Source organism: Microvirga sp. VF16 (genome assembly GCF_016864375.1).
Taxonomy (GTDB): Bacteria; Pseudomonadota; Alphaproteobacteria; order Rhizobiales; family Beijerinckiaceae; genus Microvirga.
The window spans coordinates 1,190,474-1,214,223 of sequence record NZ_CP069356.1 but is presented as its reverse complement, the minus strand read 5'-3'; the positions used below and the strand labels follow the sequence as shown (position 1 = coordinate 1,214,223).

At 61.8% G+C, this 23,750-nt stretch carries 19 protein-coding genes and 1 pseudogene; 17 read left to right on the top strand and 3 right to left on the bottom strand.

Going from position 1 to position 23,750, the window contains the following annotated elements:
- The first annotated feature begins 3 nt into the window (after positions 1-3).
- From JO965_RS38220 to JO965_RS38155, 14 genes are all read left to right on the top strand, one after another.
- Positions 4-2,382, top strand: a complete 2,379-nt coding sequence (locus tag JO965_RS38220) for a TIM-barrel domain-containing protein (protein WP_203445986.1) — start codon at positions 4-6, stop codon at positions 2,380-2,382.
- Positions 2,383-2,426: 44 nt separating this feature from the next.
- Positions 2,427-3,626, top strand: coding sequence for a mannonate dehydratase (uxuA, locus tag JO965_RS38215; protein WP_203445985.1), 1,200 nt, complete (start codon positions 2,427-2,429; stop codon positions 3,624-3,626).
- Between the two features lie 385 nt (positions 3,627-4,011).
- Entirely contained in the window at positions 4,012-5,745 is a 1,734-nt protein-coding gene (araD, locus tag JO965_RS38210) for an L-arabinonate dehydratase (protein WP_203445984.1), read from the top strand.
- 9 nt (positions 5,746-5,754) lie between these two features.
- A complete protein-coding gene (locus JO965_RS38205; protein WP_203445983.1) occupies positions 5,755-6,561 on the top strand; it encodes an HpcH/HpaI aldolase/citrate lyase family protein in 807 nt (268 codons plus the stop codon).
- Between the two features lie 11 nt (positions 6,562-6,572).
- Positions 6,573-7,454 (top strand): SMP-30/gluconolactonase/LRE family protein, encoded by an 882-nt coding sequence (locus JO965_RS38200; RefSeq protein WP_203445982.1) that lies wholly within the window; start codon positions 6,573-6,575, stop codon positions 7,452-7,454.
- A gap of 12 nt (positions 7,455-7,466) precedes the next feature.
- Complete coding sequence (locus JO965_RS38195) at positions 7,467-8,231, top strand: SDR family NAD(P)-dependent oxidoreductase (protein WP_203445981.1); 765 nt, start codon at positions 7,467-7,469, stop codon at positions 8,229-8,231.
- 9 nt (positions 8,232-8,240) lie between these two features.
- The gene (locus tag JO965_RS38190; RefSeq protein WP_203445980.1) at positions 8,241-10,244 is read left to right on the top strand and encodes an alpha-glucosidase; all 2,004 of its coding nucleotides are present in this window, start codon (positions 8,241-8,243) and stop codon (positions 10,242-10,244) included.
- A 3-nt stretch (positions 10,245-10,247) separates the two neighbouring features.
- On the top strand, positions 10,248-11,018 hold the full coding sequence (locus JO965_RS38185; RefSeq protein WP_203445979.1) for a sulfite exporter TauE/SafE family protein: 771 nt from the start codon (positions 10,248-10,250) through the stop codon (positions 11,016-11,018).
- The gene (locus tag JO965_RS38180; RefSeq protein ID WP_203445978.1) at positions 11,015-11,218 is read left to right on the top strand and encodes a hypothetical protein; all 204 of its coding nucleotides are present in this window, start codon (positions 11,015-11,017) and stop codon (positions 11,216-11,218) included. Before JO965_RS38185 ends, JO965_RS38180 begins: the two co-directional genes overlap by 4 nt.
- Positions 11,211-12,704 (top strand): glycerol kinase GlpK, encoded by a 1,494-nt coding sequence (gene glpK, locus JO965_RS38175; protein ID WP_203445977.1) that lies wholly within the window; start codon positions 11,211-11,213, stop codon positions 12,702-12,704. The genes JO965_RS38180 and glpK overlap by 8 nt, the downstream gene beginning before the upstream one ends.
- A gap of 36 nt (positions 12,705-12,740) precedes the next feature.
- Positions 12,741-14,285, top strand: coding sequence for a glycerol-3-phosphate dehydrogenase (gene glpD / locus JO965_RS38170; RefSeq protein WP_203445976.1), 1,545 nt, complete (start codon positions 12,741-12,743; stop codon positions 14,283-14,285).
- An 80-nt stretch (positions 14,286-14,365) separates the two neighbouring features.
- Positions 14,366-15,844, top strand: a complete 1,479-nt coding sequence (locus JO965_RS38165) for a mannitol dehydrogenase family protein (RefSeq protein ID WP_203445975.1) — start codon at positions 14,366-14,368, stop codon at positions 15,842-15,844.
- A 153-nt stretch (positions 15,845-15,997) separates the two neighbouring features.
- Positions 15,998-17,626, top strand: coding sequence for an NADP-dependent glyceraldehyde-3-phosphate dehydrogenase (locus tag JO965_RS38160; RefSeq protein WP_203445974.1), 1,629 nt, complete (start codon positions 15,998-16,000; stop codon positions 17,624-17,626).
- Between the two features lie 44 nt (positions 17,627-17,670).
- Positions 17,671-18,567 (top strand): DMT family transporter, encoded by an 897-nt coding sequence (locus tag JO965_RS38155; protein ID WP_203445973.1) that lies wholly within the window; start codon positions 17,671-17,673, stop codon positions 18,565-18,567.
- A 1,425-nt stretch (positions 18,568-19,992) separates the two neighbouring features.
- Here the strand turns inward: JO965_RS38155 and JO965_RS38150 are convergent.
- A complete protein-coding gene (locus JO965_RS38150) occupies positions 19,993-20,298 on the bottom strand; it encodes a hypothetical protein (RefSeq protein WP_203445972.1) in 306 nt (101 codons plus the stop codon).
- A gap of 40 nt (positions 20,299-20,338) precedes the next feature.
- Here JO965_RS38150 and JO965_RS38145 point away from each other — a divergent pair, with 40 nt between their 5' ends.
- Positions 20,339-20,653 carry a hypothetical protein gene (locus JO965_RS38145; protein ID WP_203445971.1) on the top strand — a complete coding sequence of 105 codons (315 nt, stop codon included), beginning with the start codon at positions 20,339-20,341 and terminating at the stop codon, positions 20,651-20,653.
- A 151-nt stretch (positions 20,654-20,804) separates the two neighbouring features.
- On the top strand, positions 20,805-21,038 hold the full coding sequence (locus JO965_RS38140) for a hypothetical protein (RefSeq protein ID WP_203445970.1): 234 nt from the start codon (positions 20,805-20,807) through the stop codon (positions 21,036-21,038).
- Between the two features lie 90 nt (positions 21,039-21,128).
- Here JO965_RS38140 and JO965_RS38135 read toward each other — a convergent pair.
- A pseudogene (locus JO965_RS38135) lies at positions 21,129-21,591 on the bottom strand (flavodoxin family protein).
- A 558-nt stretch (positions 21,592-22,149) separates the two neighbouring features.
- Positions 22,150-22,719: a TetR/AcrR family transcriptional regulator gene (locus JO965_RS38130; protein ID WP_203445969.1), complete on the bottom strand. Its 570-nt coding sequence runs from the start codon at positions 22,717-22,719 to the stop codon at positions 22,150-22,152.
- A 124-nt stretch (positions 22,720-22,843) separates the two neighbouring features.
- Between JO965_RS38130 and JO965_RS38125 the strand changes: the two genes are divergently transcribed.
- Positions 22,844-23,731: a metallophosphoesterase gene (locus JO965_RS38125; RefSeq protein ID WP_203445968.1), complete on the top strand. Its 888-nt coding sequence runs from the start codon at positions 22,844-22,846 to the stop codon at positions 23,729-23,731.
- Positions 23,732-23,750 lie beyond the last annotated feature (19 nt).

Genomic DNA, 23,750 nt, shown 5'->3' with positions numbered 1-23,750 from the left:
TCGATGAAAGCACTGACGGAGGGTCGCTATCGCGGCCGGGACGGAATCTGGGCCGTGTTCGATCTCGGCTGGGGCGCGGAGCTACGCGTCGGAATCCTCGAGCAGGATATCGGCCGCGTCGTCATGAAGCGCGATGGCGGCTATCGCCTCGACCGCGGCTGGAGCATTGCACCCGGCGGGCTGGAGCCTTCCTTCGAGGGCCGCCTGCGGGACTCAACGGAGGGATTCTCCTGCCCCGAAGCCTCAGTGGCGGAACGGGATGGTACCATCGTGCTCGAAGCTGCCGGCTTGGCCGCGATCGTGACCCTCAACCCCTTCGGTATCGCCTGGCAGCGGACCGGCGAAAGCCGTCCCTTCCTGCGCGACCGTCCGACCCAGGCCTATTTCCTGTCGCGCAAGACCGGCGCGCTTCAGCACGTCATGGCGCGCGAGGAGCACGAGCGCCATTATGGCGTCGGCGACAAGGCGGGGCCCCTCGACCACACGGGTCGGCGCTTCAAAATCGATGCCGTGGATCCATGCGGCTTCGACGCGGAGCTGAGCGATCCGCTCTACAAGATGATCCCGTTCCTCATCGTCGATGGCCCGGCGGGCGCGCACGGCATCTTCTATGACAATCTTGCCATTGGAGAGATGGATCTAGGCTGCACGATTGACAACTATCATGGGCTGTTTCGATCCTACAGCGCGCAGGATGGCGACCTCGACTTCTACGTCATCGCGGGGCCCCGCGTGCCTGATGTGGTGCAGCGCTTTTCCTGGCTGACGGGCGGTCAAGCCTTCGCGCCGAAATGGACGCTCGGCTTCGCCACCACGACGATGACAATCACGGATGCGCCGGATGCCGATGCGAGGATCACCGACTTCATTGAGAAGTGTCGGTACCACCAGATCCCCTGCGACAGCTTTCATTTCGGCTCCGGCTACACGTCCATTGGCCACCGCCGCTACGCCTTCAACTGGAACCGCGACAAGTTTCCCGATCCGGCAGGCACCATGCGCCGGCTGAAGGAGGCCGGCAAGCAGCCCGTCACCAATCTCAAGCCCTGCCTCTTGGACGACCATCCCCGCCTGAACGAGGCACAGGAGCAGGGTATTCTCGTTATGGATGGTGCGACGGGTCAGCCGGCTGTAGCGCAGTTCTGGGATGGTCTGGGCTTCCACGTCGACTTCACGAACCCTGATGGGCGCGCCTGGTGGCGGGATGGAATTCAGACCGCACTGCTCGACTATGGTGTCGTCTCAGTTTGGAACGACAACAACGAGTACGAGATCTGGGACGAGGACGCCATGTGCAACGGCGATGGGCGCCCCTTCCCACAGACCTTGGCCCGGGCGGCACAGCCGCTTCTTATGACGAAGCTGTCCTTCGAGGCGCAGGCCGCCTCCACCCCCGGGAAACGGCCCTATGCGATCACGCGCGGTGGAGCAGCCGGCCTGTGGCGCTATGCCCAGACGTGGTCCGGCGACAACGAGACGGCCTGGAAGACGCTTCGGTTTAATCTCACCCAAGGGCTCAACATGAGCCTGACCGGCATGTTCAACATTGGACACGACGTTGGCGGCTTCCATGGACCCAGCCCAAATGCGGAGCTGTTCTGCCGGTTCGTGGAATTCTGCTCTCTCTGGCCACGCTTCGTTATGAATTCCTGGAAGGTCACTGGTATCGTCAACCTGCCGTGGATGCACGAGAGTGTCATCCCTCAGGTTCGTGGTGCCATCGCACTGCGCTACCGGCTGATGCCCTATCTCTACACACAGATGTGGCGGGCCTCACGTGAGAACGAGCCGGTCGTGCGTCCGTTGTTTTATAATTTCCCCGATGACCGTGCAGCCCTTGATGTCCAGGACAGCTTTATGCTCGGGCCAGACATTCTGGTAGCGCCCGTTCTTGACGAGGGGGCAACGGACCGAAAGGTTTACCTGCCAGAGTATCCGGGCGGCTGGTTCGATTTCCACGACGGACGCCACTTCGAAGGGGGGCAGACGATCACGGTTCCGGCACCTCTCGGCCGCCTGCCTGTTTTCGTCCGGTGCGGTGCCATCATTCCAGTGACCCGGCAAACCGATGGCATCAATCCAAGCGCCGACACGCAGCGCGAGTTGATTGTCTTCGGTGCCCCGCAGGACGTCGCCGATGCATACCTCTACGAGGATGACGGAGATACATCGGACTGGCAGGGCGACGGCCGGCTGGAGCTTCGCTTCCAGCTGCGGCGAAGCGGTAAGGACCTCGTCCTGTCTCTCAGCGCCGTCGGTTCCTACCGGCCAGCGTTCGACACGGTCTCGGTTCATCCCGTGGGCATCGAAGGTCAGATCCGGGTCGAACCACCGGAGGGATCCATTAACGTCGTGCCAGGCACACCGGCGTTCAAAGATTGAGAGCGTACCGCATCGACACTCAAACAGCATGAAGGACGTGATCCATGAGACAAGCTTGGCGATGGTTCGGCCCCAATGATCCGGTAACGCTGGATGCGGTTCGTCAGGCAGGAGCCACGGATATTGTCTCCGCGCTCCATCATGTCCCGCCGGGCGAGGCGTGGTCGCTCAACGATGTTGAGCGCCACCGCGACCTTATTGAGATCACGCCACCTGGGCGCTCGCCGTTGAGGTGGTCAGTGATCGAGAGCATCCCCGTCGCCGACGACATTAAACGGCATGGAGCCGGTGCGAAGCAATCGATCGCGGCGTGGATCGCAAGCCTTGAGGCCGCGGCCCACGGCGGCCTGAAGATCATTTGCTACAACTTCATGCCTGTGGTGGACTGGACCCGGACGGATCTCGATTGGCCGCTTCCGACAGGGGCAACGGCCCTGCGTTTTGACCAGGATGCATTCGCGGCCTTCGACCTCTATATCCTGAAACGTCCCGGTGCCGAGAACTCCTACGATCAGGAGGCTCAGGTGCGGGCGCGGACGGCGGCCGATGCACTCGACGATGCTGCTGTCGAACGGCTGACGAAAACCATCGCAGCAGGCCTGCCCGGATCCACGACCGATGCCTTGAGCCTGGAGGCGTTCCGCGACCGGCTTGCCGCCTATGAAGGTATCGACGCTGCGAAGCTGCGCAAGCACCTGGTCGAGTTCTTGGAGCAGGTTACCCCCGTCGCGGAGAGCCTGTCGGTCAAGCTCACACTCCATCCGGACGACCCGCCACGGCCGCTTTTCGGGCTACCGCGCGTTGCGTCGACGGAGGAGGACTATGCGGCTTTGTTCACGGCCGTGCCGTCTGACGCAAATGGGATGTGCTTCTGCACGGGTAGTCTCGGGGTGCGGGCGGATAACGACCTTCCCGCCATGGCCCGCCGCTTTGCATCGCGCATCCACTTTGCTCATCTGAGGGCAACGCGACGGGAGCAAGATGGACTGAGCTTCTATGAAGCGGACCATCTCGAAGGTGACGTCGGTATGGTTGCAGTCCTTGATGCCCTCCTGAAGGAGGATCGTCAGCGGCCAGAGAGCACGAAGATCCCATTCCGCCCCGATCATGGCCATCGTATGCTTGATGACCTCAATTCAGGCAAGCGCGTTAACCCAGGCTATACCGCAATTGGACGCCTTAAAGGCTTGGCCGAACTGAGAGGAGTGATAAAGGCATTGGATTATTCGCTCAGTCTGAGATGACGGTGCCGCGGCGGCTCTCCTACTCGACGAAACACCGGCGCGACCGACCTGCCTAGGGCACATGTATGTGGCGTGGTTCGCGTCGAGCACGTTGTGAATGACAGCCCAAGCCTTGCGTTCGCCAAGACGATGACCGATGGAAGCCTTCAGAAGGCATACTGTAGATGCTGCTAGGTAACAGCTGAGTCCATTTCCCGCCAGTCCAGTCTTCGGATGGAGCGGCTGGCCGTATGCGTAGCGGCACCCTGTTTTAAGGTCCTAGTACCAGCGGTCTTGGCGGCGTTCGTGGGTTATCGTGCCCGTCGCGGTCCTGATCGTGATCCTCCAGGAGCATGTCGTATCCGGCCTGACCTCCGGCAGCATCAAGGGATAAGGAACTTTTGAGATGACACGCCGAAATATCGGGGAGCTCCGTAGCCAGCGTTGGTTCGCCTCCGACGACATGCGCGGCTTCGCGCATCGCCAGCGCACCCAGCAGATGGGCATGCGTCGGGAGGAGTTCCTCGGGAAGCCCGTCGTTGCGATCATCAATACCTGGAGCGACCTGAGCCCCTGCCATTCGCATCTGCGCGATCGCGCGGAGGCCGTAAAGCGCGGCGTCTGGCAGGCGGGCGGATATCCGGTGGAATTGCCGGCCCTGTCGGTCGGCGAGGTGATGGTGAAGCCCACCACGATGCTCTATCGCAACTTCCTCGCCATGGAGGTGGAAGAACTCCTGCGTTCGCATCCCATCGACGGGGCCGTGCTGCTGGGCGGCTGCGACAAGTCCACGCCCGGCCTTCTCATGGGTGCGATCAGCATGGACATTCCGGTGATCTACTGCCCGGCCGGTCCGATGTCGAACGGACAGTGGCGCGGCCAGAAGACCGGGGCGGGTACGCACACTAAGAAATACTGGGACGAACTCCGGGCGGGCAACATTACGCAAGCCGATTGGGTCGATCTGGAAAGCCGGATGACTCGCTCCATTGGCACCTGCAACACCATGGGAACGGCCTCCACCATGACATCCATCGTGGACGCCATGGGCCTCACGCTTCCGGGCGCGTCCTCGATACCGGCCGCTGACAGCGGCCATCCGCGCATGGCGTCCGCCTGCGGCGAGCGTATCGTGGAGATGATCTGGGAAGACTGGAAGCCATCCCGTTTCCTCGATGCGAAGAGCTTCCGCAACGGGCTTGTTGCTTACATGGCGCTTGGGGGCTCCACCAATGCTGCCGTGCACCTGATCGCCATGGCACGCCGTGCCAATGTCGACCTGAGCCTCGATGACATGTCCGACATGGCAGGCAAGGTGCCGGTCTGTGCCAACCTCTTCCCGTCCGGCGAGTACCTGATGGAGGACTTCTACTTCGCGGGCGGATTGCTCGCGATGCTCAGGAAGCTGGAGCGGCATCTCGACCAGGGTGCCATGACCGTGAACGGCAAGGCGCTGGGTGAGAACATCGCCAGGGCCGAGTGCTGGAATGACGACGTCATCCGTGGAGAGGACAATCCAGTCGTGCCGCTCTCGCGCGGCAAGACGCTGGCCGTCCTGCGCGGCAATCTCGCCCCGAACGGTGCCGTGATGAAGTCCTCGGCGGCGAACCCGAAATTCCTCAAGCATGTGGGGCCGGCGCTCGTCTTCGACAGCCCGGCCGAGATGAACCGGACCATCGACAATCCCGATCTCGACATCACGGAGGATACGGTCATCGTGCTCCGCAATGCCGGCCCTGTCGGGGCGCCGGGCATGCCGGAATGGGGAAATCTGCCGATCCCGAAGAAGCTCCTTCGCCAAGGCGTGCGAGACATGGTCCGCATCTGCGACGGACGCATGAGCGGCACCCATTACGGCACCTGCATTCTGCACGTGGCTCCTGAAGCGGCTGTGGGCGGTCCTCTTGGGCTCCTCAGAACGGGCGATCTCGTGGAACTCGATGTCGAGGCCGGACGCCTCGACATGAAGGTCGACGAGACCGAGTTGGTGCGCCGCCGCGCCGAATGGAAGCCGACCGCGCATGTCTACGACCGGTCCTTCGCGGCGCTCTACCAGCGCCATGTCTCGCAGGCCGATCAGGGCTGCGATTTCGATTTCCTCAGCACGCCCGGCCCGGTGGTCGAGCCGTCAATCTTCTAAGGTCACGTCATGATCGACATCGAGAACCGCTTCAAAGGCTGGCTGAAAGGCGAGGGGCCGCGCCCGCCGCTCGGAACTTGGCTCATGGCAGCAGCCCCCGCGACCGCGGAAGCGATGGGCTATAGCGGCTTCGACTTCCTCGTCGTCGACATGGAGCACGTGCCGATCGAAGTGGCGGACCTGGCCCATATCCTGCGAGCCATCGGCTGCACGCCGGCCGATGCGGTCGTGCGGCTCGCCTGGAACGATCAGGTGCTCGTGAAGCGCGTGCTCGATGCAGGCGCCCAGACGATCATGGTTCCCTTCGTTCAGACCGTGGAGGAAGCCCGCCAGGCCGTCTCGTTTGCGAAGTATCCGCCCGAGGGCGTTCGCGGCGTCGCTGCGGTCCATCGCGGTTCGCGCTTCGGCCGCGCTGCGGACTATCTCAAGCGTGCCAATGACCAGGTCGCGGTGATCGTCCAGCTGGAGACGCCCGAGGCCATCGAGCGGCTGCCTGAGATCGCGGCGGTGCCCGGGATCGACGCACTGTTCGTAGGCCCAGGCGATCTCGCTGCCGCCATGGGGCATATCGGCAATATCGCGCATCCCGACGTTCAGGCGCTGATCGAGAAGGCCGCCAAGATGGCACGCGATGCCGGCAAGCCGGTCGGCGTCGTCGGACCCAACCCGGACATGGTGCGCCGCTTTATCGGCTATGGCTACAGCTACGTGGCAGTGGCATCCGACATCGCCATGATGACGGGCCGTGCTTCCGAATGGCTGGGCGCCCTGCGCGATCAGCCTGTAGCATCGAACGCTCCAGCCGCAGCCTATTGAGGTTTCGTGAAATGCCGCTCACTGTCGCCCTCGATGTTCGCGCACAACTGGGCGAGTGCCCGATCTGGGACGCCGACGAGCAGGCGCTGTTCTTCGTCGACATCAAGTGCAAGGCGCTTCATCGCTTCTGGCCCAGCACGGGCGAGCACATCGTCATGGCTATGCCCGAGGAGATCGGCTGCATCGGGTTCCGGAAGGGCGGAGGCTTCATCGCGGGGTTTCGCTCGGGGCTCTGGTCGCTGGATGCTCTGGGAAAGCCTGAGACGAAGCTGGCCGACAATCCGGAAGATCAGCGCACTAGCCGCTTCAATGACGGCCGTGTCGATCCCGCAGGCCGCTTCATCGCCGGCACCATCGATGAGCCAAAGGATGGCGGCAAGGCTCATCTCTACCGCTACGACCGGCGAGGGCTTGCGGAACTCGCAGGCGGTCTTCTCACGTCGAACGGCGTCGCCTTTTCGCCGGACGGGCGCACGCTCTATCATTCCGATACGCCGACATTCACCGTATGGCGCTACGCCTATGATCCTGCGACCGGCGCGGCGACGGACAAGACCCTGTTCGCGCGCCTTGAGCCGACCGAGACCAACCGGAGCCGCCCCGACGGCGCGGCGGTGGATATGGAGGGCTGCTATTGGACGGCCTTGTTCGAGGGCGGACGGATACAGCGCTACGCGCCCGATGGCCGTTTCCTGGCGGAATATCCTGTTCCGGCCCGGTGCCCCACCATGGTCTGTTTCGGAGGCCATGATCGGAAGACCCTTTACGTGACCTCCGCCCGCACCGGCCGCTCTGTCGAAGAACTCGAAGCCTTTCCGCATTCGGGGAGCCTGTTCGCCATGCCGGTCGATGTGCCGGGCCTGCCCGAAACCCGCTTTGATCCATCCGTTTAAGGCCGCTTCGCGATGTCGTTCGATTACTCAACGGTTCAGTACCGCTCCCTTCAAGATCGCTCCGTCGTCATCACGGGCGGTGCGTCCGGGATCGGCGAGGAGATGGTGAAGGCCTTCGTGGCGCAGGGGGCACGGGTCTCCTTCATCGATATCGCGCAGGAGCCGGGCAATGCCCTGGCAGATGCAACGGGAGCCACTTTCCACCCCTGCGACGTCACCGACATTCCGGCGCTCCGCGAGGTGCTGGCCAGGATCGAGAATGATCTTGGCGGCGTGGATGTGCTCGTCAACAATGCCGGCAAGGATGACCGGCACGACATGGCCGAGGTGGAGCCGGATTACTGGCGGAGCGCGCTTGCCCTGAATCTCGACCATCAGTTCTTCGCAACGCAGGCGGTTGTGAAGGGCATGGCGGCACGGGGCGCAGGCTCCGTCATCATGCTCGGCTCCATTTCGTGGATGCGCGGCCGCCCCGGCATGGTCGGATACACGACCGCGAAGGCGGCCATCAACGGCATGACCCGCACGCTCGCCCGCGAGTTGGGACCGTCCAATATCCGGGTCAACTGCATCGTGCCCGGCGCAATCCTCACGGAACGCCAGAAGCAGCTCTGGCTGACGCCCGAACTGAACCAGCAATTCCTCGATCTCCAGGCATTGAAGTTCCGGCTCGATGCCAGCCATGTGGCGAAGATGGCCCTCTTCCTCGGCTCCGACGAGAGCGGCGGCTGCACTGGCGCGAATTTCATCGTCGATGCCGGCTTGACCCAGAACTGAGAGCGTCCCATGCAGATCCACACGACCGACAACGGCTTCGATCTCGTTCTCGACGGAAGGCTTGTCCTGCGTCATCGCAGCGATGCGCCGTGCCTTTTCGTAGGGCAGGGCGATGCGCGGATGGACATGTACCGCGGCAATTTTGATATCGAGGATTACATCATCGAGCGGACGCCGCTCGCCCATGCGGTCGTATCCGGCTCCCACATCGCCTTTTCTGCAGCCCCAGGGCAGCCCGTTCGACTGATCCTTCAGGTTTCCGGCGACGGCAGGAATGGCGCCATTGCCTTTCGGGCTGAGGATGCCGCCCTTAATAGGATCTGGATTCGCATTCATGCGGAGCAGGGCGAACATGTGTGGGGCGGCGGCGAGCAGATGTCGTATTTCGACATGCGCGGGCGCCGCTTTCCTCTCTGGACGTCCGAGCCCGGGGTCGGACGTGACAAGACCACGGAAATCACCTTCAAGTCGGACGTGACCGGAAAATCCGGTGGCGATTACTGGAACACCAATTATCCGCAGCCCACCTATCTGTCGTCCCGTCGGTATGCGCTGCACGTGGAGACGAATGCCTATTCGGCCTTCGACTTCCGCCGCGCCGGCTTCCACGAAATCGAGATCTGGGCCGTGCCGGAGCGAATCGAGCTCACGGCCCGTCCCACCTTCATCTCTCTCGTTGAAGCCATGTCAGAGCGCTTCGGCCGCCAGCCGCCGCTGCCTGAATGGGTTTATGGCGGCGCGATCATCGGCCTGAAGGATGGCGCCAATTCCTTCGACCGGCTGGAGGCCATCATTGCGGCTGGCACGAAGGTCTCCGGTCTCTGGTGCGAGGATTGGGTGGGCCTGCGCCACACCTCATTCGGCGCGCGTCTGTTCTGGGACTGGAAGGCCAACGACGACCGCTATCCGGGCCTGCGCCAGCGCATCGCGGAGCTGGAAGACCGCGGCATTCGCTTCCTCGGCTACGTGAACCCCTACCTTGCCGTCGATGGCTCCCTGTTCCCCGAAGCGGACGCTGCGGGCTATTTCGCAAAGGACGAGGCCGGAAAGACGGCTCTTGTCGATTTCGGCGAATTCGATTGCGGCGTCGTCGACTTCACTAATCCGGATGCGGCCGCCTGGTTCGCCGAGCGCGTGATCGGGCAGAACATGCTCGACTACCGGCTCTCCGGCTGGATGGCCGATTTCGGAGAATATCTGCCGATCGATGTGAAACTCGCCAATGGTGTCGATGCGAAGCTGATGCACAATGCATGGCCGACGCTCTGGGCTGAGGTAAATGCACGTGCGGTGGCGAGCCGGGGCAAGACCGGCGAGGTTCTGTTCTTCATGCGCGCCGGTTTCACGGGCGTTCAGAAGCACTGCCCCCTGCTGTGGGGAGGAGATCAGTCGGTCGACTTCACTCGTCACGACGGGCTCGTGACCGTGATTTCGGGTGCGCTTTCATCCGGGCTTCTCGGTAATGCCTATCACCATTCGGACATTGGCGGCTATACGAGCCTCTTCGGCAATGTGCGTACGGCGGAACTCATCATGCGTTGGGCCGAGATGGGCGCATTCACGCCCGTCATGCGCACCCATGAGGGAAATCGTCCGCGCGACAATCTGCAGATCGACCAGGATCCGCAGGTCCTCGCGCATTTCGCGCGGATGACGAAGATCTACGTGCATCTCGCGCCCTACCTGAAATCTCTGGTGGCGGAAGCTTCCACGCGTGGTCTACCGGTGCAGCGTCCGTTATTCCTCCATTTCGAGGAGGATCCCCGCACCTATGCGATCCAGGATGCCTATCTCTACGGCGCCGACCTGCTCGTCGCGCCTGTCTGGCAGGCTGGGAAGACGGAGTGGAGCACCTATCTTCCGGAAGGAGCGGAGTGGGTCCATGTGTGGTCCGGCAAGACATTTGGGGGAGGGCAGGACGCCACGGTGCCTGCGCCCTTCGGCGAGCCGCCGGTGTTCTATCGGGCCTCTTCGAACTTCGCAGCTCTGTTCGCGGGCTTGAGGAACCTCTGAGCGATGTCGTCTGCGGAGCTCATCGGGTTTCTCGTTCTCGCGGGCTTCGCCGCCTATGCGCAGACCCTGACCGGCTTCGCCTTCGGGCTCATCACCATGGGCGGCGTCGGGCTGACCGGGCTGCTGTCACTGCCCGATGCCGCCGTGATCGTGAGTGTGCTGACGCTGGTGAACGCCACGCAGATGCTCCTGAAGGGCTGGCGCGATGTGGCCTGGCGCGAGTTCGGCTTCGTCATGGCGGCCAGTATTCCATTGCTTTTCGTCGGATACTGGCTGCTGGAATGGCTTGCCGGGACGCAGGCGGATGCTTTGCGTCTGATCCTCGGTCTTGTGATCATCGTCTCGAGCCTGCAGCTCGCACGAAAGCCGGAGCCCCTGGCGAAGCAGTCGCCTGATGGATCGTTCCTCTTCTTCGGTGGCATTGCCGGATTGATGGGCGGGATGTTCTCAACGGCAGGTCCGCCCCTCGTCTATCATTTCTATCGCCAGCCGATGCCGCTGATCACGGTGCGGGAGACGCTCGTTACCGTCTTTGCGCTCAATGCCGTCTTCCGCATCGGTCTCGTGGTGTTCTCTGGCGATCTGCCGTCCGGATCCACCCTCACGGGCCTCCTCGCCATTCCGGCGGTGATGGGCGCGACCTACGCCGCGCGCCGCTGGCCGCCTCCTGTTTCGCCAACCATGATGCGCCGCATCGTGTTCATTCTCCTTTTTCTATCGGGCGTATCCCTTGGAGCGCCTGCCGTCACTCATCTTCTGGGAGCCTCAAAATGACCGTACATGCGAAGCCCGTGGAGCGCTGTGTTCTAGCATTGGAGACCCTGTCCTTGCTGGTGGAACAGGCCTATGTAGCCGGCGCGTGGATCGCTGCCCCGGACGGCAAGACATCGAGGACCTCCTCGAATTCAAATACCTCTGCCTCCCTGGGTTGTAACGCCCTGAACCGGATCATGGAAGGAGGAACGCATGGCTGACTTCGTGCTGGCTCTCGACCAGGGCACCACGTCTTCCCGTGCCATCGTCTTTGACGGCACCTACAGGATCCGCGGCCTTGCGCAGCGCGAGTTCCCCCAGATCTATCCGAAACCCGGCTGGGTCGAGCACGATCCCCAGGACCTCTGGCAAACGATCGTGGAAACCATGCGGTCCGCCCTGGCCGATGCCGGACTGGCAGCCTCGGACATCGCGGCGATCGGCATCACCAACCAGCGCGAGACTGTGCTCGTCTGGGATCGCGAGACGGGACGTGCCATTCACAATGCCATCGTCTGGCAGGATCGGCGGACTGCAGATCTCTGTGCTGCATTGAAGGCCGATGGATCCGAGAAGCTGATTACCGATCGGACTGGCTTGCTCGCGGATCCATACTTTTCTGCCACAAAGATTGCGTGGATTCTGGACAATGTCGAAGGCGCTCGGACCCGTGCCGAACGCGGCGAGCTTGCCTTTGGGACTGTGGACACTTGGCTTCTCTGGCATCTCACCGGCGGGCGGCGGCACGTGACCGATGCGACCAATGCCTCCCGGACCATGCTGTGCAATATCGATACGGGCGAGTGGGATGAGGATCTGCTGCGCCTGTTCCGCGTGCCGCGCGCCATCCTGCCCGAGATCAGGGATTGCATCGACGATTTCGGCACCACGGATCCGAGTCTGTTCGGTGTCGCGATTCCCATCCGCGGTGTGGCCGGCGACCAGCAGGCTGCCACCGTGGGACAGGCCTGCTTCTCGCCCGGGATGATGAAGTCCACCTATGGCACAGGCTGCTTCGCGCTGCTCAACACGGGGCACGAACGTGTGCCTTCAACGAACCGTTTGCTGACCACCATTGCCTACCGCATCAAGGGTCGGACGACCTATGCGCTCGAAGGCTCGATTTTCATTGCCGGCGCCGCCGTTCAATGGCTGCGGGATGGACTCGGCATTCTCCAGCGTGCGGACCAATCCGGATCATTTGCCGCACAGGCCGACCCGCAGCAGGAGGTCTATCTCGTTCCCGCCTTCACAGGCCTCGGAGCGCCATGGTGGCAACCCGATGCACGTGGAGCGCTCTATGGCCTCACGCGCAATACCGGCCCCAATGAAATCGCGCGGGCGGCGCTGGAATCCGTGTGCTTCCAGACGCGGGATCTTCTGGATGCCATGCGTCAGGATTGGTCAGCCGCGGCCGACACGGTTCTGCGTGTGGACGGCGGCATGGTGGCGAGCGATTGGACGATGCAACGGCTTGCCGACATTCTGAACAGCCCCGTCGATCGACCCGTCATTCTCGAAACCACTGCTTTGGGGGCAGCCTGGCTCGCCGGTTGTGGCGCCGGAGTCTGGCCGGATAGCAAGGGATTTGCCAGCAGTTGGCGGGCCGATCACCGGTTCGAGCCATCGATGGCCGGCGACGAGCGGGAGCGGTCACTCGCCGGGTGGCGACGCGCGGTGCAGCGGACGACCTGGCCAGGGCCCTAAGCAGCGCTGGCAGGATCGCATCTGAAGGGAATCGCTATGGCTCACTCAGAATTTGACATCGTCGTGATCGGCGGCGGCATCAACAGCTGCGGAATCGCCCGTGATGCGGTCGGGCGGGGTTACAGCGTTCTTCTCGCTGAAATGCAGGATCTGGCCAGCGGGACGTCATCGGCCTCCACCAAGCTGATCCATGGCGGGTTGCGCTACCTCGAGCATTATGAATTCCGCCTGGTCCGGGAATCCCTGATGGAGCGCGAGGTGCTCTGGACGATGGCGCCCCATATCATCTGGCCACTTCGCTTCGTCCTGCCTCATCACCAGGGCCTGCGGCCGGCCTGGCTCCTGCGGCTCGGTCTGTTCCTGTACGATCATATCGGCGGCCGGAAGCTGCTCCCGAAAACGCGAACGCTCGATCTCGCGCGTGATCCGGCCGGAAAACCTCTGCGCGCGGGGTATACCAGGGCCTTTGAATACTCAGACGCCTGGGTGCAGGATGCCCGGCTTGTCGCCCTCAATGCGCGGGATGCCGCGGACCGGGGCGCCGAGATCCTGACACGTACGAAAGTCACCCAGCTCCAGCGCCGTGAGGGAGGTTTTCTGGTCGAGTTGACGGATCAGGAGACGGGGCAGATCCGCGAGGTGACGGCGAAGCTCGTGGTGAATGCCGCCGGACCATGGGTCGATCAGGTTCTCCGTCAATCGACCGGTGAAGGCGAACGCCGCCATGTTCGGCTCGTCCAGGGCAGCCATATCGTGGTCCGGAAGCTGTTCGATCATGATCGGGGCTACATCTTCCAGAACAAGGACAACCGCATCATCTTCGCCATTCCCTACGAGGGCGATTTCACCCTAATCGGAACGACCGACCGGGATTTTGGCGCGAGCCCCGACAGGGTACAGATTTCGAACGAGGAAATTGCCTACCTGTGCGAGGCGGCATCCGAGTATTTCGAGCGTGGCATCACGCCCGGCGATGTGGTCTGGAGCTATTCCGGTGTTCGTCCCCTGTACGACGATGGTGCGTCGATGGCTCAGGAAGCCACGCGGGATTATGTCATCAAAGTCGATGGAACGGGCCAGGATGGCGCCATCGTCAACATCTTCGGCGGGAAGATCACCACCTACCGGCGCTTGGCCGAATCCGTCCTGAAGAAGATCGAAGAGGTGCTCGGCGCCCGCGGAGCCGCTTGGACGGCTGGGGCGACGCTGCCCGGAGGCGACTTCCCCGTCCAGGGATTCGAAGCCTTGGTGTCTCAACTCAAGAAGGAGGCACCTGCTGTCCCCGAAACAACGATCCGCCGGCTGGCTCGCAATTATGGGACGCGGGCCCGGCAGATTCTTGGTGCCACGGGAGAACTAGGACGGATCTTCGATGCAGATCTCGGCGAAAACGAAGTTGACTACCTGATCAATCAGGAATGGGCACGAGATGTGGAGGATGTCTTGTGGCGCCGCTCAAAACTCGGGCTCAGGTTCTCGCCTGATAAGGCGGCTGCTCTCACAGCCCATATGAAGGCGCGACTAACTGCGCGTGATCGGGCAGACAAAAGCATTAGTACGAGCAACAGCGGATACTTTTAGTTTCAAGGTTTAGCTTGGGTTCGCATCAGAACAGGCTGCCTACGCAAGTGTGAACGACGAAACCAAATATGGAGGCCGTGATGCTGCCGCGCTTGAGCAATGCCATAACCGACCATCTCCCACCAAGTGTCCGACGCCCTCGGTATGATAGGAGAGCCGTCACTACTGGGATCGTTCATCTAGGTGTGGGGGCGTTCCATCGGGCGCACCAAGCTGTCTATACGGACGATGTTCTAGCTCAAGATCCGCGTTGGGGCATTGTGGCTGCAAGCCTACGCAGCCCGGAGACCTACGATGCGCTTGCATCTCAGGACAGCCTCTATACCGTTTCAGTTCGATCACAAGCTGGGGAAGATTTGCGTTTGGTTGGTGCTATCCAGCGCATCATCGTCGCACCAAGAGCTCAGGATGATCTTTTGGATGTGATGACCGATCCGCGGGTTCGAATTGTGTCCCTCACAGTGACCGAAAAGGGCTATTGCCACGACCCAGCGACTGGTGCCCTGAACGAAGCCCACCCGGATGTTGTGCACGATCTCACTCATCCTGCCATTCCACGATCCGCGCCCGGCTTCATCATTGAAGCACTGCGTCGCCGCCAGGCAAAAGGTGTACTGCCATTTACAGTACTCTCCTGTGATAACCTCCCGTCGAACGGCCAAACAGTGCGGCAGGTCCTCACCCGCTTCGCCGAACTGGTCAATCCGGACCTCGGCCGCTTCGTGGCGAACGAGGTCTCCTGTCCCTCCACCATGGTGGACCGGATCGTGCCGGCAACCACCGATCAGGATCGCGCGCGCATCGGGGAGGCTCTCGGCATCGAGGATGCATGGCCGGTCGTGACCGAGCCTTTCACACAGTGGGTGATCGAGGATCGTTTCCCGCAGGGACGACCGGCCTGGGAGACGGCAGGCGCCGAGTTCGTCGTGGACGTCGAGCCCTATGAGCACATGAAGCTCAGGCTGCTCAACGGCAGCCACTCGACGCTGGCCTATCTCGGCTATCTCGCAGGCTACGAGACGGTGGCGGACACCATGGCCGACCCGGCTTTCGTGCGGCTGATCGAGGGGCTCATGGACGTGGAGGTCACTCCGACGCTGCACATGCCGCCGGGCGCCGATCTGACCTCCTACAAGCGGGCTCTCATCGAGCGCTTCAAGAACCCGGCCCTGAAGCATCGCACCTGGCAGATCGCCATGGACGGCTCGCAGAAGCTGCCGCAGCGCCTCCTGGGAACGGTGCGCGACCGCCTGCGCGAGGGCACCTCCATCGCACGGCTCTCCCTCGGCGTGGCGGCCTGGATGCGCTATGTCACGGGCGTGGACGAGAACGGCGCGCCAATCGACGTGCGCGATCCCATGGCGGCGCGACTGCGGGAACTCGCCGACCGGGCAGGGCGCTCGGCCGAGAACCTGGCCGGCGCACTGTTCGCCGTGCGCGAAATTTTCGGGGACGATCTTCCCCAGGACTCGCGCTTCACTGGCGCTGTGACGAATAGCCTAAAGAGCCTGTACGAGAAAGGCGCCAAACGAACGGTTAGCAATCTTCCAGGCCGATGAAAACGATGACCAGAGGCGATCAACGAAGTAGCTCTTGTTTGGAGCAGCATAACCTAACCGTCGGTTCTCCTCGCCGAGATAATTGAGACAGATAGATACCGTTAAAATCCGTCGCGCTGACGCAAGCGACAGGAACAGATAGGAGATACAGAGATGTTTGACTCTGCCGTTCTTAAGCAGCTGTTTCCTTTCGAGAACGATATGCTTACCGAGCATCAGCCCCCATCTTCGGTTCATCAGCGCGTATATCTCGTTAACGGGGAGCTTCGGTCTTGGACAGGGCCTGTCGAAACGGTCCGGTCACCTGTGTGCGTGCGTCGCCCTGACGGTTCGTTAGAGCAGATCGAGCTCGGGAGCTATCCGGTCGGGGGAGAACCGGAAGCCGAGGAAGCTCTGGCCGCGGCGGTGGCGGCTTACGATGAGGGTCGCGGCATCTGGCCGACCATGACAGTCGCCGACCGCATCGCCTGCATGCAGGCCTTCACGAACCAGATGATTGCAAGACGCCAGGAGGTGGTTAGCCTCATCATGTGGGAGATCGGCAAGAGCCAAGCCGACTCGGAGAAGGAGTTCGACCGGACCGTCGACTACATCCGGGCCACCATCGAGGCGTTAAAGGAGCTCGACAATAGCAACTCGCGCTTCCACATCGTTGAAGGCACCATCGGGCAGATTCGGCGCACCCCGCTCGGCGTCGTTCTCTGCATGGGACCGTACAACTATCCGCTCAACGAGACGTTCGCTACACTGATCCCGGCGCTGATCATGGGTAATACCGTCGTGTTCAAGCCACCCCGGTATGGCGCATTGCTGTTCTACCCGCTGCTTGAGGCGTTCCGCAGCGCTTTTCCGAAAGGGGTCATCAACACCGTCTACGGACGCGGCTCTGTAATCGTGCCCCGCCTGCTGGATTCCGGGAAGGTGAACGTGCTGACCCTGATCGGATCGAGCAAGGTCGCCGATCATCTGAAGAAGCTACACCCGAAGGCGCATCGTCTGCGGGCGATCCTTGGTCTCGACGCCAAGAATGCTGCCATTGTCCTGCCAGACGCCGATATCGAGCTGGCCGTCAAGGAATGTCTCCTCGGAAGCCTGTCCTTCAACGGCCAGCGCTGCACAGCGCTCAAGATGCTGATTGTTCATCAGTCGGTCATCGAGCCCTTCCTGCGCCGATTCACAGAGGAGTTGGGCAAGCTCAAGGTCGGCATGCCTTGGGAGAAGGGCGTGAGCATCACGCCGCTGCCAGAGCCTGGCAAGGTCGACTACATGACCCAGCTTGTTGAGGACGCCAAGGCCAAGGGAGCTCGTGTTGTCAACGAAGGTGGCGGGACGGTCTGTGGAACCTTGTTCTACCCGGCGGTTGTCTATCCGGTGAAGGAAGGCATGAAGCTCTACCGGGAAGAGCAATTCGGACCAGTCGTCCCCGTCATGCCGTTCGAGGATCTCGAAACAGCGCTTGAATACGTCATCACGTCGGAGCACGGCCAGCAGGTCAGCATCTTCAGCTCAAGCCCGGATCAGATCGGTCGTCTCGTTGATCCACTCGTCAACCAAGTCTGCCGCGTGAACATTAATGCCCAGTGCCAGCGCGGGCCGGATGTGTTTCCCTTTACTGGACGCAAGGACTCAGCCGAGGGCACATTGTCCGTTACCGATGCTCTGCGCTCGTTCTCGATCCGCTCCATGATCGCCACGAAGCAGACAGAAGCCAATAAGCAGTTGCTGGACGCCATTGTGACCGAGCACAAATCCAACTTCATCAACACGCGGTTCATCTTTTGACGGGTACTGGATTGGGGTGGAACCGAAGGTAGCCGATCATCTCGATGAATGAACCCACCAACCCTCGCGACCGGCCGCTGCGTGGCATCGTCCTCATGCTGGCCGCGCTGGCCTTCTTCTCCTGCTCGGATGCGGCCTCCAAGCTCATGACCGCGACCCTGCCAGCGGTGGAGGTGGCGTGGCTGCGGTTCTGCGTGTTCACCCTCCTGATGCTGGGGACTGCAATCGGCACGGGACAAGCGCATGCTCTCCGCTCTAAGCGACCGATCCTGCAAACCCTGCGGGCGCTCGGTGTGCTCGGCTCGTCCATCTTCTTCATCATGGGACTGGCCTTCCTGCCGATGGCCGAGGCCACGGCCATCGCGTTCATCTCGCCGATGCTCGTGACCGCCCTGTCGATCCCGATCCTTGGAGAGGTGGTCGGGTGGAGGCGCTGGAGCGCGGTCATGGTGGGGCTGCTTGGCGTCCTCATCGTTGTGAGGCCCGGAGCAGGGGCATTCGATCCGACTGCGATATTTCCCATTCTGTCGGCTGCCAGCTGGGCTGTTGCGCTGGTGGTGACGCGCAAGATGAGCGGATCTGACGGGCCTCTGATTTCCCTCACCTATGCGGCCATCGTGGGTTTGCTGGTTACTTCAGCCCTTGTGCCGTTCACGTGGGTGATGCCGGGATGGCGTGAGGTCGGCCTGGGGCTTGTCACGGGTGTAGCCTCCACTATCGCGCAGTGGCTGGTCGTGCTGGCGTTCCAGCAGGCACGCGCCTCCGTCCTCGCGCCGTTTTCCTACAGCCAGCTCGTCTGGTCCGGACTGCTAGGCTACGTCATCTTCGGCAACGTGCCGGACCAATGGACCTTAGCTGGTGCGAGCGTCATCATCGCCAGTGGCCTCTACACCGCCCATCGCGAGCGCACGGTCCGGGTGTCGTCCGCTCTTGCAAAGTAGATCAGTGCACGGGGCAGATCTCTGCTCTGCTACCGCCTGAACCCGCCGGCGCCTATGACCTGTTCCTGCATGACAACATCATTGCGGGCGTGGTCAGGGACGGCTCGCGCCAACCCAACACCTGGCCCGCCGAGTTGCCGGAGGATCGGAAGCGGAACAAGCGGCCCTCGCGCTTCCGGGAGATTGAGCATGATTTCCCGTCCCTGGACGAGGTGTGCGCCTGGCTAGGCCACCCGGCGGTGAAGACCAGCAACCGGCACACCGCCTCTGGGCGTGTGATCGTGCAGCAACTTCTCTGCGGATACCTTCGTCATACAGGAAAGCAGTTCATCCGTGCGCACTACCCCTAAGAGAGCGCCCCGGCGGAAGCGCTGTCTCATGCCTCCACCAAGGCGCTCGTGTGCCAAGGGAATGACGCACGTCTTCAATGTAGGCTGCTCAGACGGATCGACAATCCTGCATTCCTCACCAGTGCTATCCGGCATGGCTCATCAGCGTGATCTTGCTATGCGTGTCAGCCTAGACCCATCGCACCACGCAATCCATCGCAATGACCGATCCTCAGATCTTCGCCTTTCTGGTGATGCCGTTCCTGTTCGTGCTGACCTGCAGCATGGTGTTCTTCAGCCGTGACGGAACGAAGCCCGAGCAACCTGCCGATCCGCCCGAGGCTGTCACAAGGCCGAAGGCATACACTCGCAGACCACGCAAAAGAGGATCAGCAGCCAAACAAGTTGATACAGCAGAGGATTAGCGTCACTGCATCAGGCAGAGCCCTGCCGAGATCCCGCCTCGAATGGCTCGCAATCATTATTGCTGTCGGCCGCTGGAAGGTCTCACGAGGCGGGTTCAATCTGAGGCTGAATCGCTTCTGTTTCCAACAAAACAGGACGGCCCGCAATCAGTTGCACGAAGGCCAGTCCTGTGTCCTGCAAGCTACAGACAGCAGCGCGCAAATCGGACAGATGAACGCCCGCCGAGTAGCTCGCTCGATCGGATGTTTTGTCGATTTTCCAGAACCAGCTGAATTGCTTGAAGGTGTTCCTTATGCCTCAGACAGAAGTCGCAGCGCCTGCTTTTCCTCCTGTGCCCGTGCCCACGTCCACGCGTGCTGCCATCCGATTTGTCGCGTCTTTTGCGGCCTTGATCGGCATCAGCCTTCTGCTAGCCAGCCTCTGACGGCGCATCTTCGGCACCTGTGCCCTTTTCGGTACAGCCACAGTTGCGCTTATCGGGCATTCTGATCCGGTCCACGAGGAGCGGCTGGAGGGCGGTCCTCCCTGGAACTCAAGCGCCTCTGCCACACGCGAGTCGCTTCTCTTTGTCGGACGTAGCGGCTGCAGGCCAGCCCCTCGTCCAGACGCAGCTTTCATTCTCATGATTGAGCCCTAGCTTAGGGCAGGGCATCAGCCCGTCACCCGCCTATCAGAGAGGCCACACCGCGGGGGCACGCATCGCCTGTTCATCATCGCTCCATCTCTGGCGCGCCTGATCCGGAAGGAGAGGGGAGGCGAGCACGTGATCGAGGGCTATTTCAGCGACCAGCCGCAGCGCAGCACCTTCGTGCAGATCGAGGAGACCGGCAGCCGCCTGATTCTGGAGGCCGGGGAGGGCGCAGCGTCCGAGGAGCAGGCGGACCTGCCGCTGGCCCTGCTCGCGGTCAGCCAGGGCCAAGTGGAGTACCTGCGGACCAGGCTCTCCATCGGCTCGCATGAGATCCAGGCTCTTCATTTCCTCAGGCCCAGTGCAATGGATCTGATTGCGGAAACTGTTGCACCCGAGGACGGGCGAGGACTCGCCTCCGCTGTCCTGGTTTGGCCCGGAGGTCAGCGCCGAGCACGCCTACCAGCGCCGGCGGCTGGCTCTGGATGGCCATCCAGACATCCCGGAGGTGGATGTCTCAAATGCGGCTCTCAACAGTCTGCTCGACCTGCTGGAGGACCGCTTCTCGACGTGGCCGCAGTCAGGGCAAGTCATGGAATCGGACGCATCGGCGGCTGATGCCTCGCCACGCACGGAGAGCCCTGCCCCCGAGCCGGACTCCATCCTCGCGCTGGCCCGCTCTCTACAGCCGCGGTGGGGCTGATAGATGGTAGCCCTTCCGATAGGAGGTTCAGCCTTCGTGTCACGGCCGCTCGATCGCACCCTGGATCCTGGTTAGACAGCTCCTGGAAGCCTTGCTACAGGAGCGCCGTGCGGCAGGGCGTGTCCGACCCGCTGCCAGAGAGGGGAACGAGATGTCCGACTGTTTGCACTGTGACATCAATCAACTCGTGCAAGAGCGCTTTGATCGCGGCGACACCGACCTCGTCGAGATGGCGTCCATGATCGTCGAGAGCCTCGCCGATCTGATCCTGCTCGCGCCCGAAAGCGACCAGTCCAACTTGATGGCGCATGCGCTCTCGGCCTTCGGGCAAATCGTCTTGGAAAAGAGTGGTGCGCTCGAAGGCGGCTCCAACGCCACACATTGATCCCCAGTCTAACGGTCTCCTCGCGGTTCGGCCCAGCCCGGCTCTTCACAACAGGAAATGTTTGCTCCAATTGGCACCTGCTCCGGGCCGTTAGAACACTCCGAGACTTATCCCTGCCGCAAGGGCAGCCCCAAGCGCTTCGCAGCGCTTTAGATCATCAGGGCTGATGACCTTGGGAGCAAGGATCGCGTCCGGTGTCTGCGCGTGGGTGCAGACGATCAGCGGATCCGCCACGGCTTCGAGCCGCCATCCGATTCCGATGCGCTCAACCTGACGGGCTGCGTTATGACCGTCACTGCCCGCGCAGATCAGCATTGCGTAGGGACGCCCGTTGATGCGATCCAGAGCCGGATAGTAGGTGCGGTAGAAGAAATTCTTCATCAGTCCGGCCATGGCCGCCAGGTTCTCAGGAGTACCAAAGAGATAGCCGTCTACATCGAGAAGATCGGCGGGTTGCGCATCCCGGAGCCGGAAGCACGCGGACGCGCACGGTAGGCTCCAACGCTGCTCCACGGGCAGCGGCCTCCACCATCTGACGGGTGCCTCCGGTCATCGAATGCTACACGATCAGAAGCGTCTTCGTCGTGCCTGAATGCAGTGGGCCGGCCATCGGCCGAGATCCTGGACTTGATGGATGATGGCCGCAAGTGTGTTAACACGCGCAACTCAATAGAATGCTGAGAGTCTTGATTTTCCAGTTATTTCAAGCGGTTAGGTTCCATAATGTTTGTTACGCCTCAAAACGGTGTAGGCGCAGAGTTAAAATGTCAGCCCTGAGCAAAGTCAAAATGTCAGTCTCCTGCCCTCTGGGATCGAGGCACGGAGGCGGCAGATCAGATGAGCGTGGTGCTGATGAGCAAACGAGAACTCAACCGGATCGAGGTTCTGTCGAAGGTTGTCGAGCGCCGCATGACGATCGTTGTGGCGTCCTATATCCTGGCCGTGAGCCCTCAGCAGGTCCGCCGACCGATCAAGAGGGTGCGAGCCGACAGCCGCCTCAGAACGTGCCCGAGGCCGCAACACAACTGGGGTTTTGTGGCAGTGTCACAGCTATCCTGGTCGAGCACATGGGCGCGTTGTGCGGTTCGACCAAATCCTGAAGCTCTTTCGCTCAGGCGGCGATCGCACTCCAACACATCGCTGCGATCGCATTGCGCTCTGCGGGCAACAGCGTTGATCCGTCGACGCGCCGCCATTTCAGCGTGTTGCGAATACCACCGCCAATGAAGCCGCCCATATCCGAGACCGGCAGGTTACGCAGCACGCCCGCGGCGCGGGCTTCCGTCACAAGACGGGCAGTGAAGGCAGTAATTGGTGCAAACAAGTTGCGCAGGTCCTCGGCCGGAATGAGTGGTATATTGGACAGGTATTCGAACAGGATTGCACGGTCCGGGTCAGCCCAGATGAAAGTAATGTAATCGTCAATATAGCGGCGGATGCGCATCTCGTGCGAAACGTCCGGGCCGTGCTCGACGACCAGCGCCGCCAGTGCCTGCTCCGTCAGGCGGCCGTAGACCCCACGGATCAGGTCTTCCTTCGACTTGAAATAAAGATACACCGTACCGGTCGCGACACCGGCGACCTGGGCGATCTCCACCATCGAACATTGCAGGCCGTTCTTCACGATCAGGTTGGACGCGGCGGCCAGGATGCGTTCGCGCTTATCGACGACGTGATCCAAAGGTCTCTCCAATCCGAATTGAATGAACGTTCATTCAGCTGTCATGAACCTGGATTAACTGCTCTCTTGTTCTCGCGCAAGCCCCGACCCTGGCGGTTGGCGTGCCTCACAGGATCCGACGCTTATGTCCGCAAACTCGCTCACTTTCGTGCACATCACCGATCTTCACATCGGCAACCCGAACGTTCAGGACGATCATCTCTATTCCGATACGGAAGCCACGCTGCGGGCGATCCTGGCCGACATCAAGTCGCTGCAGCCGGCGCCCCGCTTCATCGTCGCCAGCGGCGACTTGACCAACCATGGCGAACCGGAAGCCTATCAACGCCTGAAGAGCATCATGGACGGCGCTGGCCTCGAGATGCCGGTTCTCTACACGCTGGGCAACCACGACAAACGCGAGGGCTTTTACCCGGTGATGCTCGGCTGCACAGATGAGACGAGCGCGCCGTACGACCATGCCGCCGTCATTGACGGCATCCACATTGTGCTGATCGACTCCAGTAAGCCATTCAAGATCGGCGGCCATTTCGAAGACGGCCAGATCGACTGGCTTGCCGCCGAGCTCGACCGCCATCCGGAACTTCCGAAGCTCATTGTTATGCATCACGCGCCGGCACTGGATGAGAATGTCGAGCTTGAATGGGAGGCGTTGTCGATTGCCGATACGCAGGCCTTGCGCGACTTGCTGAAGGGCCGCGAGAACATCCTCGGCATCTTGTCCGGCCACATCCACTACGACCGTGTCAGCAACTGGTATGGCATCCCAGTGGTCGTCGGTATCGGCCAGCATGCCGCGACTGACGTGCGCTACCTGCATGAAGGTCTGCGGATGGTCTCCGGCGCATCCTTTGCCATCGGCACCGTTCGGCCCTCGGGGCTGACGATCTCTTTCGTGCCGCAACCGGCCGAGCGCCGCGAACTCAAGGTCCACACCTTCGCCGGCATGACCGAAGTGATCCGCTTCTACGAGATGCAGGCGCAAGAAGCCGCTGCCATCGCAGCCGAATAGATTTCTCGATTGGAGCTCA